Raw genomic sequence first — 14095 nt, forward strand, 5'->3', positions numbered from 1 at the left:
GAGGTACGGCGGCGGCCCCCAGGACTCGATCCCGGGGGCCGCCGCCGTACCTCTGTGTGCCCTGTGCGCGGGCGTCACGTCACTTCCGCGGCACCTCGCCGCCGGACTCCGCGTCGACCACCTTGCGGTCGCCCAGCGGCCGGTCCAGGGTGACCGTACGGGTCAGCTCCTTGGCGATCATGATGCAGGCCCGGTCCGGGTCCGGCTTCGACTCCGCCACGGTCACCCGCACGGTGTCGCCGTCCTCCTTCGCGCTCGCCTTGTACGTACTGCACGCGCCGCCCCAGAACGTCACCGAGAGCGTCCGCCCGTCGGCGCTGTACGACCGGACCGTGCCGCCCGTGTCCGGCGTCTTCTCCGAGGGGGCGTGGTCCGTCAGGTACGCCGGGTCCACGGCGACCTGGGTGACCGTGTTGCCCGTGCCGCCGGCGGCCGGCCGGACCGTGAAGATCCAGGACGGCACGAGCAGCTGCTTCCCGTCCACGTACCGCGCCGCCAGACCGAAGGCGGCCTTGTCGACCGTCACCGTCCGCGTGGGCGGCTCCGCGCCCGTCCGCGTGCCGCAGGACTTCCCGGACGGCTTCCGGTCACCGCTGAGCGGCGCCACGGTCGCGCATCCGCCGATGTTCTTGCGGCCGTCAGAGGGCTGCGCCGCGTTCAGCTGCTTCAGCGCGTCGGCCGCGCCGATCACCGGGTACTCGGCGCCCTTCTCCAGGCCCTTCAACTGCCCGCCGCCGCCGATCACCTCGCCGTCCGTGCCGACCTGGACGCCGGTCGCCCAGCCGTACGTCGGCAGCCCGTCCACCACCGGGTCCGCGTTCACCACACGGGCCGAGCCCATCAGTTGGCGGGCATCGAGGGCGGCGGCGTCCTGGCCGGTCGCCTTCAGTACGGGCGCCGCAGCCGCCATGGCGGCCTTCTCGCTCACCGGTGATCCCGAGCCGCCGGGCGCCACGTGCTCGCCGGAACAGGTCGCCTTGTGCCCGCAGTTGTCCGTGCCGCCGGAGCCGTAACGGGCGAAGGTCCAGGTGCCGGGCGCCTGCTTGTCGACCCGCAGCTCCGGGCCCGAGCCGTCCCCGCCGGGGCCCACCTTCCAGGAGGTGCCCTCGGCCCGCGGGGTGCCGTGGAGGCCGAGCGCCTTCGCCAGCCGGGTCACCTCGGCGGCGGAGACGGTTCCGCTCGTGCGCCGGACCGCCGCCTTCGCCGGGCCGTCCGGCAGCGCGCCCGCCGCGCGGTAGACGAGCCGCTCACCGTGCGGATCGGGCTCGCCGGGCGCGATGCCCCTCGGCGGGGCCGACGCGGTGGGGGAGGAGGGCGCGGCCGGTCCGCCCGTCCGCTCGTCCAGGGAGAGCGGCGGGGGGTCGCCGGCACCGCTGGCCGCACTGTCCTCGGCGCCGCTGCCGCCGTCCGCCGCGGTCGCCGCCCAGTACGCGCCGCCGCCACCGGCCAGCAGCACGGCTGCCGCTACCGAGGCCACGGCGAGCGGCGAACGCCGCCGCCGGGGGCCGGTCTCGTCGTTGTCGGGTCGCTCGGTGCTCACCGGATCGCTCCTTCGCCTGCATTGGCGTCATATACCTGGCCGGCATATGGCCCGCCCCTCGGGTGCGGACACCGATGGGACGGGGCGCGGGAGCGCACGGTTCCCCCGTGGGGCGGCAGTTGCGGCGGGGGCGGGGTCCGGTAGAGGCCCGGAGCGTGGACTCAGTCGCCGTACTCCGCCATCGCGTCGATCAGCTTTGCCGAGGCCGGGGGCACGGTCACCCCGTGAATCAGGGACGGCGCCACCGGGGTCGCGGCGGCCCTGGCGGGTACCACCCAGTGCGGAGCCATGCGTGCGCAGTCCCCGCGCAGCTCGGCCAGGCCGGTCTCGGACTCGCGCGAAGCGATGTAGTTCGACATATCCGCACCGTAAGCACCTCCGAGCTCAGGAGGAAAGCCCTACTATCGGGTAGTTTTTCCCATTCGGACCGCCCCGGGAACCGGTAGCGTAAAGGGGCCCTCGATTTCTGGGCCCCCTGTCATGCCGCCCCGGGGACGCGGACACCGTTCCCCCTCGACCTCCGCAGGAGCAGTCTCCCGTGCGTATCGCAGTCACCGGCTCCATCGCCACCGACCACCTCATGACCTTCCCCGGCCGATTCGCGGACCAGCTGGTCGCGGATCAGCTGCACACGGTCTCCCTCTCCTTCCTGGTCGACAACCTGGACGTGCGCCGCGGCGGTGTCGCCGCCAACATCTGCTTCGGCATGGGGCTGCTGGGCACCGACCCGATCCTGGTCGGCGCCGCGGGCTCCGACTTCGACGAGTACCGGGCCTGGCTCGACCGGCACGGCGTCGACACCGGCTCCGTGCGGATCTCCGAGGTCCTGCACACCGCCCGCTTCGTCTGCACGACGGACGCCGACCACAACCAGATCGGCTCCTTCTACACCGGCGCCATGAGCGAGGCCCGGCTGATCGAGCTGAAGGCCGTGGCCGACCGGGTGGGCGGTCTCGACCTGGTCTCCATCGGCGCCGACGACCCCGAGGGCATGCTCCGCCACACGGAGGAGTGCCGTACGCGCGGTATCCCGTTCGCCGCGGACTTCTCGCAGCAGATCGCCCGGATGGACGGCGACGAGATCCGCATCCTGCTCGACGGCGCCACCTACCTCTTCTCCAACGAGTACGAGAAGGGGCTCATCGAGTCCAAGACCGGCTGGACCGACGCCGAGATCCTGTCCAAGGTCGGCCACCGCGTCACCACCCTCGGCGCCCAGGGCGTACGGATCGAGCGGGCCGGCGAGGAGCCGATCGAGGTCGGCTGCCCGGAGGAGAACGCCAAGGCCGACCCGACCGGCGTCGGCGACGCCTTCCGCGCCGGATTCCTCTCCGGACTCGCCTGGGGCGTCGGCCTGGAGCGGGCCGCCCAGGTCGGCTGCATGCTCGCCACGCTGGTCATCGAGACGGTCGGCACCCAGGAGTACACCCTGCACCGCACCCACTTCATGGACCGCTTCACCAAGGCGTACGGCCACGAGGCCGCCGCCGAGGTCCGCACGCACCTCGCGTAGCCGGGCGGTCAGGACAGCCGGCGGACCACATAGGCCGAGCCCCGGTCCGCCGGCTCCTCACCCACGTACTCCTGCTCGCGCATCGCGCACCAGGCCGGAATATCGAGCCGGGCCGCCTCGTCGTCGGACAGGACGGTCACCGTGCCGCCCACCGGTACCTCTCCGATCACCTTTGCGAGTTCGATCACCGGGATCGGGCAGCGCCTGCCCAGCGCGTCGACGACCAGCGAGGCCGCCGGGGCGGCGGCGGGCGCGGCAGCCGCGGGCGCGCCCAGCTTCTCCCGTACCCCCGCGACCGCCCCGGGCAGCACGTCGAGGAAGCGGTCGACGTCCTCCTCCGTAGTGCCCGTCGGCAGCGACACGCGGACGTTGCCTTCCGACAGCACCCCCATGGCCTTCAGCACATGGCTCGGTGTCAGGGTGCTGCTCGTGCAGGACGAACCGGACGATACGGAGAAACCCGCCCGGTCCAGCTCGTGGAGCAGGGTCTCTCCATCGACATAGAGACAGGAGAACGTGACCAGGTGCGGCAGCCGCCGCACCGGGTCACCGACGACCTCCACATCGGGCACCAGTACCGGCACCCGGCTCCGGATCCGGTCCACCAGCGCGCTCAGCCGCACCGACTCGGCCGCCGCCTCCGCCCGCACCGCCCGCAGGGACGCCGCCGCGGCCACGATGGCCGGAATGTCCTCGAAGCCCGCGGCGCGCCCCGACTCCCGCTCGTCGGCCGGTCCTTGGACCGCGAACCGGACGCCCTTGCGCACCGCCAGCAGCCCGACCCCGGCCGGGCCGCCCCACTTGTGGGCGCTCGCCGCCAGCAGCGACCAGCCGCCGGGCACCGGTTCCAGGCCCAGCGACTGCGCGGCGTCCACCAGCAGCGGCACCCCGGCCTCCCGGCAGAGCCCGGCGACCTCGGCCACCGGCTGGAGAGTGCCGACCTCGTGGTTGGCGGACTGGAGGCACGCCAGCGCGGTGTCCTCGCGCAGCGCGGCTCCGTACGCCGCCGGGTCCACCGCCCCCGACCGGTCCACCGGCACCTCCGTGACCGTCCCGCCCCGGCTCTCGTGGTCGGCCGCCGAATGGAGCACGGACGAGTGTTCGACCGCGGAGACGGCCAGATGGCGGCCGACACGCCGACGTCCGGCGAGAGCCCCGGAAATTCCTGAGTGCACCGCCCGGGTGCCGGACGAGGTGAAACTGAGCTCGTCAGGGCGGCAGCCGACGGCCTCCGCGGCGGCTTCCCTGGCCGCGTCCAGCAGCAGCCGGGCCCGCCGCCCCTCCCGGTGGAGCCGGGCCGGATCGGCCCAGCCCTCGTCCAGCGCGGCAAGCAGCGCCTGGCGGGCGACGGGGTGGAGGGGGGCGGCGGACGCGGCGTCGAAGTAGGGCACCCGGCCACGCTAGCCGGGCCCGGAGCCCGGCCCGGGACCCGGCCGCCCGCGGGGTCAGGAGAGGGGGCGTCAGATGGCGGCCGGAGGCGCGGATTCCACCCCTTCGGGGAGTCGGGCGGCGCGTTGGGCACCCTCCCCGCGCGACCCCAAATAGCGTCCAGTAGGGTTTGGTCCGCATAAACATCCAAACCCCTGCCCGCGTCAGGGGCGGCGACCGACAAACGAGACGGGCGCGCCGACCGTGCGGGCGAGACTCTCGGGAAGGCGCTACGTGAGTCCCAACGGCTCCGACCGCTCGTCGCGGCGCCCGATGCGGCGGAAGCTGCCGCAGGTGCTGACTGCGGGCCTGATCCTGGCGACCGCAACCGGTTGCACATACAAGGATTTCCCCCGCCTCGGTATGCCTACTCCGGTGACGGAAGAGGCCCCACGGATCCTTTCCCTCTGGCAGGGCTCGTGGGCGGCAGCGCTCGCCACGGGTGTCCTGGTCTGGGGCCTGATCCTGTGGAGCGTCATCTTCCACCGGCGCAGCCGCACCAAGGTGGAGGTTCCTCCGCAGACCCGGTACAACATGCCGATCGAGGCGTTGTACACCGTGGTCCCTCTGATCATCGTCTCGGTGTTGTTCTACTTCACCGCGCGCGACGAATCGAAGATCCTCGAACTCTCCCCGAAGCCGGCCCACACGGTCAACGTGGTCGGCTACCAGTGGAGCTGGGGCTTCAACTACATCGAGAACGTGGACGGCTCCACCGCCACGGGCAACGAGGTCCCCAAGGAGCTCGACGCCATCCCGGACCGGTTCCGCAAGGACTTCCCCAAGGGTGCTGACGGCGTCTACGACGTCGGCGTCCCGGGAACCCGGAATCCGCAGAACGGCAACCCCGGTCCGACCCTGTGGCTGGCCAAGGGTGAGAAGGTCCGCTTCATCCTGACTTCGCGTGACGTCATCCACTCCTTCTGGGTGGTGCCGTTCCTCATGAAGCAGGACGTTATTCCGGGCCACACCAACTCCTTCGAGGTGACTCCCAACCAGGAGGGCACCTTCATGGGCAAGTGCGCCGAGCTCTGTGGCGCCGACCACTCCCGCATGCTCTTCAACGTCAAGGTCGTCTCCCCGGAGCGCTACCAGGCGCACCTCAAGGAGCTGGCGAAGAAGGGCAACACGGGCTACGTGCCGGCCGGCATCGAGCAGACTGACCCGGCCAGGAATGCGGAGACGAACAAACTGTGAGCATCCTCAACGAACCTCAGGGTGCCGCGGCAGCAGACGACTCGTACGAGGACGAGCTGCCGGTCCGGCGCAAGCAGCCGGGAAACGTCGTCATCAAGTGGATGACCACCACTGACCACAAGACGATCGGCACGATGTACCTGGTCACATCGTTCGCCTTCTTCTGCATCGGCGGTCTGCTCGCGCTCTTCATGCGCGCCGAGCTGGCCCGTCCGGGTACGCAGATCATGTCGAACGAGCAGTTCAACCAGGCGTTCACGATGCACGGCACGATCATGCTGCTGATGTTCGCGACGCCGCTGTTCGCCGGGTTCGCGAACTGGATCATGCCGCTGCAGATCGGCGCGCCCGACGTGGCGTTCCCGCGGCTGAACATGTTCGCGTACTGGCTCTACCTCTTCGGCTCGATCATCGCGGTGGCCGGCTTCCTCACCCCGCAGGGTGCGGCCGACTTCGGCTGGTTCGCCTACTCCCCGCTCTCGGACGCGGTCCGTTCGCCGGGCGTCGGCGCCGATATGTGGATCATGGGTCTGGCCTTCTCCGGATTCGGCACGATCCTCGGCTCGGTCAACTTCATCACCACGATCATCTGCATGCGCGCACCCGGCATGACGATGTTCCGCATGCCGATCTTCGTCTGGAACGTCCTGCTGACCGGTGTGCTGGTCCTGCTGGCCTTCCCGGTCCTGGCCGCGGCGCTCTTCGCGCTGGAGGCCGACCGAAAATTCGGGGCGCATGTATTCGACGCGGCCAATGGCGGCGCATTGCTATGGCAACACCTGTTCTGGTTCTTCGGGCATCCAGAGGTGTACATCATCGCTTTGCCCTTCTTCGGGATCGTCTCCGAAGTGATCCCAGTGTTCAGTCGAAAGCCGATGTTCGGATACATCGGCCTGATCGGCGCGACGATCGCCATCGCTGGTCTGTCCGTGACCGTGTGGGCCCACCACATGTACGTCACCGGCGGTGTGCTGTTGCCGTTCTTCTCGTTCATGACGTTCCTCATCGCGGTACCGACCGGGGTGAAGTTCTTCAACTGGATCGGCACGATGTGGAAGGGCTCGTTGTCCTTCGAGACACCGATGCTCTGGGCCGTCGGCTTCCTGATCACCTTCGCCTTCGGTGGTCTGACCGGCGTGATCCTCGCGTCGCCCCCGATGGACTTCCACGTCTCGGACTCGTACTTCGTGGTGGCGCACTTCCACTACGTGGTCTTCGGCACCGTGGTCTTCGCGATGTTCTCCGGATTCCACTTCTGGTGGCCGAAGTTCACCGGGAAGATGCTGGACGAGCGGCTCGGCAAGATCACCTTCTGGACGCTGTTCGTGGGCTTCCACGGCACGTTCCTGGTGCAGCACTGGCTGGGCGCGGAGGGCATGCCGCGTCGTTACGCGGACTACCTCGCCGCTGACGGCTTCACCGCGCTGAACACGATCTCCACGATCTGCTCGTTCCTGCTCGGACTGTCGATCCTGCCGTTCTTCTACAACGTCTGGAAGACGGCCAAGTACGGCAAGAAGATCGAGGTCGACGACCCGTGGGGCTACGGCCGTTCGCTGGAGTGGGCGACCTCCTGCCCGCCGCCCCGGCACAACTTCATCACCCTTCCGAGGATCCGTTCCGAATCCCCGGCGTTCGACCTGCACCACCCGGAAATCACGGCGCTCGAACAGCTTGAGCACCACTCCGAGGGTGACAAGGCCCTCGCCGGCGGCAAGGAGGCTGGCAAGTGAAGATCCAGGGCAAGCTGTTCATCTGGCTATCGGTCTTCATCCTCGCCATGGCCATCACGTACGGCGTGTGGTCCAAGGAGCCGGCCGGCACGACCGCGCTCGTCCTGGCCTTCGGCCTGAGCGTCATGATCGGCTTCTACCTGGCCTTCACGGCCCGGCGGGTCGACGCGCTCGCGCAGGACAACAAGGAAGCCGACGTGGCGGACGAGGCCGGCGACGTGGGGTTCTTCTCCCCGCACAGCTGGCAGCCGCTCTCGCTGGCGGTCGGCGGCGCACTCGCCTTCATGGGAGTCGTCTTCGGCTGGTGGCTGCTGTACTTCTCACTCCCGGTGATCATGGTCGGTCTGTTCGGCTGGGTCTTCGAGTACTACCGGGGCGAGAACCGCACCCAGTGACACCGCTCCACCCGTGACACCGCTCCACCTGACGGGGGGCCCGCACTTCTCCGAGAAGTGCGGGCCCCCCGTTTGCAGTCACCCCGCGCGCTGAAACGGATGAATCTTCTTAGCGTGGGTTCATGAACCACACGCCGCGCATCCGTCCCGTAGTGAGCTGCACTCTGCTGGTCGTGACCCTGGTCGCAGGGATGACCGCCTGTGGGGAGTCCGGCAGCCATCCGCTGGCGGCCAAGCCGTACGACGCCGCCGACGAGATCTCCTCCAACACGCCCGACGGCGGTGAGAAGGTCGATCCGGACAAGCCCCTCGAAATCAGCGTGGACGGCGACGACGGCCGGATCACCGACGTGACGGCCGTGGACGGCGAAGGACGCCATCTGGCGGGGGAGCTCGACGCCGACGGACACCGCTGGCACTCCACGGCCCCGCTCGCCGCGGGCACGCGGTACACCGTCAAGGTCAGCATGGAGAACGACGAAGGCGCCCCAGGCAGCCGCACGCTGTCTTTCGGGACCGCCGCCGCCAAGAGGTTCCTGAAGGTCACGTTCGGCCCTGAGGCGGGCACCTACGGCGTCGGACAGCCCGTTACGGCGCAGCTCAGCGCCCCGGTCGCCGACAAGGCCGCCCGCGCCACCGTCGAACGCGCGCTGAGGGTGCGCTCCACGCCCGCCGTGACCGGCTCCTGGTACTGGGTCGACGACAAGACGCTGCACTACCGCCCGAAGGACTACTGGCCGGCCAAGGCCTCCATCGAGGTCACCAGCGACCTGACCGGCATCAAGGTGGCCAACGCCCTGTACGGGGCGCCCACGAAAGCGTTGAAGATCACTACCGGCGACCGGATCGAGGCCATCACCGACGCCTCGGAACACTCCATGACGGTCAAGCGCAACGGAGAAGTGATCAACACCATTCCGGTGACCACGGGCAAGCCCGGCTTCTCCACCCGCAACGGCGTCAAGGTCGTGCTGGGCAAGGAGTACTACGTACGTATGCGCGGCGAGACCATCGGCATCGCCGAGGGTTCGAGCGACTCGTACGACCTGCCGGTCTACTACGCCACCCGGGTCACCTGGAGCGGCGAGTACGTGCACGCGGCCCCCTGGTCCACCGGCTCGCAGGGCGTCGCGAACGTCAGCCACGGCTGCACCGGGATGAGCACCAGCGAGGCGGAGTGGTTCTACAACACCGTGCGCGAGGGCGACATCGTCAGCGTCGTCGGCAGCGAGGGCGAGACCATGACGCCGTTCGACAACGGCTACGGCGACTGGAACCTGTCCTGGGCGAAATGGCAGAAGGGCAGCGCACTGCAGAACGACACGCCCGACCGGGTCGACCCGGTTCAGGCGGCACGCCTGCGCCCCGCGGTCTGACCGGGGGGTGCGCTGCCCCTCCGCGGGACAACGGGCGGGAGACGGGCGCTCAGGCGCCCACGGAGAGCCTGCTGCGGAGCAGGGCGGCCAGGGCGTCCGCGAACCCGACCGGCTCGACCGGCAGGGTCACCGCGGCGTCCGCGCGGCTCCAGGTGGCCAGCCAGGCGTCCTGCGGGCGCCCCATCAGCAGCAGCACCGGCGGGCAGCGGAAGATCTCGTCCTTGATCTGACGGCAGACGCCCATGCCGCCCGCCGGGGCGGTCTCACCGTCCAACACGCAGACGTCGACGCCTCCCTGGTCCAGAGCGTCCAGGACGGCGGGCAGGGTGGCGCACTCCAGGAACTCCACCGGTGGCACGTCCGCCGCGGGCCTGCGCCCTGCCGCCAGCCTCACCTGCTCACGGGTGTGTGCGTTGTCGCTGTAGACCAGGACCGTGGCGGTCGGCTGCATTGTTCCTCCGTGACATCCGTGTCTTCGGGGCCGTCGGGGCCCTCGGTGCGTGAGGGCTGTCCGATGCGCGGATCGTACTCCGCCCGACGCCCTGTCAGCACTGCCCGGGACAGCGGATCCATGGGCCGTTCGGGGAGGACACACCCCTCTGACACACCGAACGGCACCCCCCGGAGTGAGGGCGGGATAAGCGACCGACATAATGTCGGTCGTGGCGACAGCAACGACAGTAGAAACCGGGCACGCGCACCCGTCGGTCAATCGGCCGAACCTCACCAGCGTCGGAACCATCATCTGGTTGAGTTCCGAGCTGATGTTCTTCGCGGCCCTCTTCGCGATGTACTTCACCCTGCGATCGGTGACCGGACCAGATCACTGGAAGGAAATGGCGTCGTCCCTGAACGTTCCGTTCTCGGCGACGAACACCACCATCCTGGTGCTCTCCTCACTCACCTGCCAGCTCGGCGTCTTCGCCGCGGAGCGGGGCGATGTGAAGAAGCTCCGCGCCTGGTTCGTGATCACGTTCGTGATGGGTGCGATCTTCATCGGAGGCCAGATCTTCGAGTACACCGAGCTGGTGAAGAAGGACGGCCTCTCGCTGTCCTCGGATCCGTACGGCTCGGTGTTCTACCTGACCACTGGCTTCCATGGTCTGCATGTGACAGGCGGTCTCATCGCCTTCCTGTTCGTTCTGGGCAGGACATACGCAGCCAAGAGGTTCACCCATGAACAGGCGACCGCTGCCATCGTCGTGTCCTATTACTGGCACTTCGTCGATGTTGTGTGGATCGGCCTCTTTGCCACGATCTACTTGATCAAGTAACCGGGCCAGAGCCCGAACCACATCCAGCATCGACGCAGAAGATCCTGACACCGGGGTAATCCGTGAAAAAGCTCTCCGCACGACGACGCCATCCGTTGGCGGCGGTCGTCGTACTACTCCTCGCGCTTGCGGCTACTGGGGGGCTGTACGCCGCGTTTGCGCCCGCGAGTAAGGCGCAGGCCGACGAAACCGCCCAGTCCCTCGCCATTGACGAGGGCAAGAAGCTGTACTCCGTCGGTTGCGCCAGCTGCCACGGAACCGGTGGTGAGGGAACCACCGACGGGCCCCAGCTTGTCGGCGTGGGCTCCGCCGCCGTGGACTTCCAGGTCGGTACCGGCCGCATGCCCGCGCAGCAGCCGGGTGCCCAGGTACCGAAGAAGAAGGTCATCTACACCCAGGCCGAGATCGACCAGCTCGCGGCATACGTCGCGTCGCTCGGCGCCGGCCCGATCGTCCCGACCAAGAGCCAGGTCAGCCCCGAGGGCGCGGACGTGGCCAAGGGCGGCGACCTGTTCCGTACCAACTGCGCCCAGTGCCACAACTTCACCGGCGAGGGCGGTGCCCTGACGAAGGGCAAGTCCGCTCCCAGCCTTGAGGGCGTGGACCCGAAGCACATGTACGAGGCCATGCAGACCGGCCCTCAGAGCATGCCGTCCTTCCCGGACACGACGATGCCCAATCAGCAGAAGAAGGACATCATCGCGTACGTCCAGACCGTGAACAGCGCGCAGGCGGAGAGCCCCGGTGGCCTCAAGCTGGGCGGCCTCGGTCCGGTCAGCGAGGGTCTGTTCGGCTGGATCTTCGGGCTCGGCGCACTGATCGCAGTTGCCATCTGGGTCGCGGCCCACACCGCTAAGGCCAAGAAGTCATGAGTAGCCAAGAGATTCCAGAAGAGAACCTGCCCGCAGAGCAGGTCCCCGCGCACGGCGCTGTAGAGGGCGCGGACGATCCGTTCGCCGACCCGGGGCTGCCGGCCCACCAGCCGCGCATCCAGGACATCGACGAACGGGCCGCGGACCGGTCCGAGCGCGTGGTCGCGTTCTTGTTCACGCTGTCCATGCTGGCGACGGTCGGCTTCATCGCCTCCTACGTCATCTTCCCGGTCGACAAGATCGTCTACATCTTCCCGTTCGGCCATGTGAGCGCGCTCAACTTCTCCCTGGGTCTGACCCTGGGCGTGGCGCTCTTCGCGATCGGCGCGGGAGCCGTCCACTGGGCGCGCACCCTGATGTCGGACGTGGAGGTCGCCGACGAGCGGCACGCGATCGCGGCCGAGCCCGAGGTCAAGGCGAAGGTTCTCGCCGACTTCGCGGCCGGTGCCGAGGAGTCCGCGTTCGGCCGGCGCAAGCTGATCCGCAACACCATGTTCGGCGCGCTGGCCCTGGTGCCGCTCGCCGGTGTGGTGCTGCTGCGCGACCTCGGTCCGCTGCCGGAGAAGAAGCTCCGCTCGACCCTGTGGGCCAAGGGCAAGCAGCTCATCAACATGAACACGAACCAGCCGCTCCGTCCCGAGGACGTCGCGGTGGGTTCGCTCACCTTCGCCATGCCCGAGGGCCTGGAGGAGGACGCTCACGACTTCCAGACGCAGATCGCCAAGGCTGCGCTGATGATCATTCGCATCGAGCCGTCCAACATCAAGGACAAGCGCGAGCGCGAGTGGGCCCACGAGGGCATCGTGGCCTTCTCGAAGATCTGCACCCACGTCGGCTGCCCGATCAGCCTGTACGAGCAGCAGACGCACCACGTGCTCTGCCCGTGCCACCAGTCAACCTTCGACCTCTCCGACGGCGCCCGCGTCATCTTCGGTCCGGCCGGTCACGCCCTCCCGCAGCTGCGGATCGGCGTGAACAGCGAGGGCAACCTCGAGGCGCTCGGTGACTTCGAAGAGCCCGTCGGTCCTGCATTCTGGGAGCGCGGATGAGTACTGCGACCGATACGAAGCGCAAGGCGCCCGCCGGTGAGAAGATGGCCGACTGGGCGGACGGCCGGCTCGGGATCTACTCCCTGGCCAAGGCCAACATGCGCAAGATCTTCCCGGACCACTGGTCCTTCATGCTCGGTGAGATCTGCCTCTACAGCTTCATCATCATCATCCTCACGGGTGTGTATCTGACGCTGTTCTTCCACCCGAGCATGGCCGAGACCGTCTACAACGGTCCGTACGAGCCCATGCAGGGCATCCGGATGTCGGAGGCCTACGCCTCGACGCTGAACATCAGCTTCGACGTCCGCGGTGGTCTGCTGGTCCGGCAGATCCACCACTGGGCCGCGCTGATCTTCCTGGCCGGCATGTTCGTGCACATGATGCGCGTGTTCTTCACGGGCGCGTTCCGCAAGCCGCGCGAGATCAACTGGCTGTTCGGCTTCCTGCTGTTCGTGCTCGGTATGTTCACCGGCTTCACCGGCTACTCGCTCCCGGACGACCTGCTCTCGGGTACGGGTGTCCGCTTCACCCAGGGCGCGATCCTGTCGATGCCGATCGTCGGCACCTACATCTCGATGTTCCTGTTCGGCGGGGAGTTCCCGGGCGGCGACTTCGTCGCGCGGTTCTACTCGGTGCACATCCTGCTGCTGCCGGGCATCATGCTCGGGCTTCTGGTGGGCCACCTCATCCTGGTCTTCTACCACAAGCACACCCAGTTCGCGGGTCCCGGCCGGACGAACAAGAACGTCGTGGGCATGCCGCTGCTGCCGGTGTACATGGCCAAGGCCGGAGGCTTCTTCTTCCTGGTCTTCGGTGTCATCGCCGTCATCGCGGGCATCGCCTCGATCAACCCGATCTGGGCCATCGGCCCGTACCGCCCGGACCAGGTGTCCACCGGCGCCCAGCCCGACTGGTACATGGGCTTCGCCGAGGGTCTCGTCCGAGTGATGCCTGGCTGGGAGATCAACCTCTGGGGTCATACGCTCGTCCTGGGCGTGCTCATCCCGCTGGTGCTCTTCGGGCTCATCCTGGGCGCGATCGCGATGTACCCGTTCATCGAGTCCTGGGTCACCGGGGACAAGCGCGAGCACCACATCCTGGACCGCCCGCGCAACGCCCCGACGCGTACGGCCTTCGGTGTCGCGTGGATCACGGTGTACTTCATCGGCCTGGTGGGCGGCGGTAACGACCTCTGGGCGACGCACTTCCACCTGTCGCTGAACTCCATCTCGTGGTTCGTCCGGATCTTCTTCTTCGCCGGACCGGTCCTCGCGTTCATCGCGACCAAGCGGATCTGCCTCGGACTTCAGCGCCGGGACAAGGAGAAGGTGCTGCACGGGCGCGAGTCCGGGCTCATCAAGCGCCTGCCGCACGGTGAGTTCGTCGAGGTCCACGAGCCGCTGTCGCAGGGTCAGCTGCACACCCTCACCGCGCACGAGCAGTACGCGCCGGTCGAACTCGGCCCGCTGGTCGACGAGAACGGCGTCAAGCGCAAGGTGTCGCCGCTGGAGAAGACGCGGGCCAAGCTCAGCAAGAGCTTCTACGGCGAGAACAGCCAGATCGCCAAGGCGTCCCCCGAGGAGTACAAGGAGATCACCGAGGGCCACGGCCACCACTGATCACCTGAACTGATCGCCACAGCAGGAGCCCCGCCCATCCATACGATGGACGGGGCTCTTCGCTGTCCCCGGCGCTCGATAGGGTGGACGCATCCC

General features: G+C 68.4%; 13 protein-coding genes. 9 read left to right on the forward strand and 4 right to left on the reverse strand.

What is annotated here, in order from left to right:
• Positions 1–79 precede the first annotated feature (79 nt).
• Entirely contained in the window at positions 80–1540 is a 1461-nt protein-coding gene (locus ACFVQ0_RS21545) for a hypothetical protein (protein WP_390090290.1), read from the reverse strand.
• A 161-nt stretch (positions 1541–1701) separates the two neighbouring features.
• Positions 1702–1899 (reverse strand): hypothetical protein, encoded by a 198-nt coding sequence (locus tag ACFVQ0_RS21550; RefSeq protein ID WP_390090292.1) that lies wholly within the window; start codon positions 1897–1899, stop codon positions 1702–1704.
• Positions 1900–2078: 179 nt separating this feature from the next.
• Here ACFVQ0_RS21550 and ACFVQ0_RS21555 point away from each other — a divergent pair, with 179 nt between their 5' ends.
• Complete coding sequence (locus tag ACFVQ0_RS21555) at positions 2079–3053, forward strand: carbohydrate kinase family protein (RefSeq protein ID WP_390090294.1); 975 nt, start codon at positions 2079–2081, stop codon at positions 3051–3053.
• 8 nt (positions 3054–3061) lie between these two features.
• On the opposite strand, the gene ACFVQ0_RS21560 is transcribed toward ACFVQ0_RS21555, so the two are convergent.
• Positions 3062–4444, reverse strand: coding sequence for a cysteine desulfurase/sulfurtransferase TusA family protein (locus tag ACFVQ0_RS21560; RefSeq protein WP_390090296.1), 1383 nt, complete (start codon positions 4442–4444; stop codon positions 3062–3064).
• Between the two features lie 271 nt (positions 4445–4715).
• On the opposite strand from ACFVQ0_RS21560, the gene coxB reads away from it, so the two are divergent.
• From coxB to ACFVQ0_RS21580, 4 genes are all read left to right on the forward strand, one after another.
• The gene (gene coxB / locus ACFVQ0_RS21565; RefSeq protein ID WP_390090298.1) at positions 4716–5678 is read left to right on the forward strand and encodes a cytochrome c oxidase subunit II; all 963 of its coding nucleotides are present in this window, start codon (positions 4716–4718) and stop codon (positions 5676–5678) included.
• Complete coding sequence (gene ctaD / locus ACFVQ0_RS21570) at positions 5675–7411, forward strand: cytochrome c oxidase subunit I (protein ID WP_073735590.1); 1737 nt, start codon at positions 5675–5677, stop codon at positions 7409–7411. Before coxB ends, ctaD begins: the two co-directional genes overlap by 4 nt.
• Positions 7408–7806, forward strand: a complete 399-nt coding sequence (locus tag ACFVQ0_RS21575) for a cytochrome c oxidase subunit 4 (protein ID WP_390090300.1) — start codon at positions 7408–7410, stop codon at positions 7804–7806. The genes ctaD and ACFVQ0_RS21575 overlap by 4 nt, the downstream gene beginning before the upstream one ends.
• A gap of 122 nt (positions 7807–7928) precedes the next feature.
• The gene (locus tag ACFVQ0_RS21580) at positions 7929–9182 is read left to right on the forward strand and encodes an Ig-like domain-containing protein (protein WP_390090302.1); all 1254 of its coding nucleotides are present in this window, start codon (positions 7929–7931) and stop codon (positions 9180–9182) included.
• Positions 9183–9231: 49 nt separating this feature from the next.
• Here the strand turns inward: ACFVQ0_RS21580 and ACFVQ0_RS21585 are convergent, their stop codons facing one another.
• Positions 9232–9633, reverse strand: coding sequence for a hypothetical protein (locus ACFVQ0_RS21585; RefSeq protein ID WP_390090303.1), 402 nt, complete (start codon positions 9631–9633; stop codon positions 9232–9234).
• A gap of 202 nt (positions 9634–9835) precedes the next feature.
• Here ACFVQ0_RS21585 and ACFVQ0_RS21590 point away from each other — a divergent pair, with 202 nt between their 5' ends.
• From ACFVQ0_RS21590 to ACFVQ0_RS21605, 4 genes are all read left to right on the forward strand, one after another.
• Positions 9836–10456, forward strand: a complete 621-nt coding sequence (locus ACFVQ0_RS21590; RefSeq protein ID WP_024494183.1) for a heme-copper oxidase subunit III — start codon at positions 9836–9838, stop codon at positions 10454–10456.
• 62 nt (positions 10457–10518) lie between these two features.
• Positions 10519–11328, forward strand: a complete 810-nt coding sequence (locus tag ACFVQ0_RS21595) for a c-type cytochrome (RefSeq protein ID WP_024494182.1) — start codon at positions 10519–10521, stop codon at positions 11326–11328.
• Positions 11325–12377 carry a Rieske 2Fe-2S domain-containing protein gene (locus ACFVQ0_RS21600; RefSeq protein WP_390090305.1) on the forward strand — a complete coding sequence of 351 codons (1053 nt, stop codon included), beginning with the start codon at positions 11325–11327 and terminating at the stop codon, positions 12375–12377. The genes ACFVQ0_RS21595 and ACFVQ0_RS21600 overlap by 4 nt, the downstream gene beginning before the upstream one ends.
• Positions 12374–13999 carry a cytochrome bc complex cytochrome b subunit gene (locus ACFVQ0_RS21605; RefSeq protein WP_390090307.1) on the forward strand — a complete coding sequence of 542 codons (1626 nt, stop codon included), beginning with the start codon at positions 12374–12376 and terminating at the stop codon, positions 13997–13999. The genes ACFVQ0_RS21600 and ACFVQ0_RS21605 overlap by 4 nt, the downstream gene beginning before the upstream one ends.
• The last annotated feature ends 96 nt before the right edge of the window (positions 14000–14095 follow it).

The sequence above is a fragment of the Streptomyces sp. NPDC057900 genome (assembly GCF_042887885.1).
Lineage (GTDB): Bacteria > Actinomycetota > Actinomycetes > Streptomycetales > Streptomycetaceae > Streptomyces.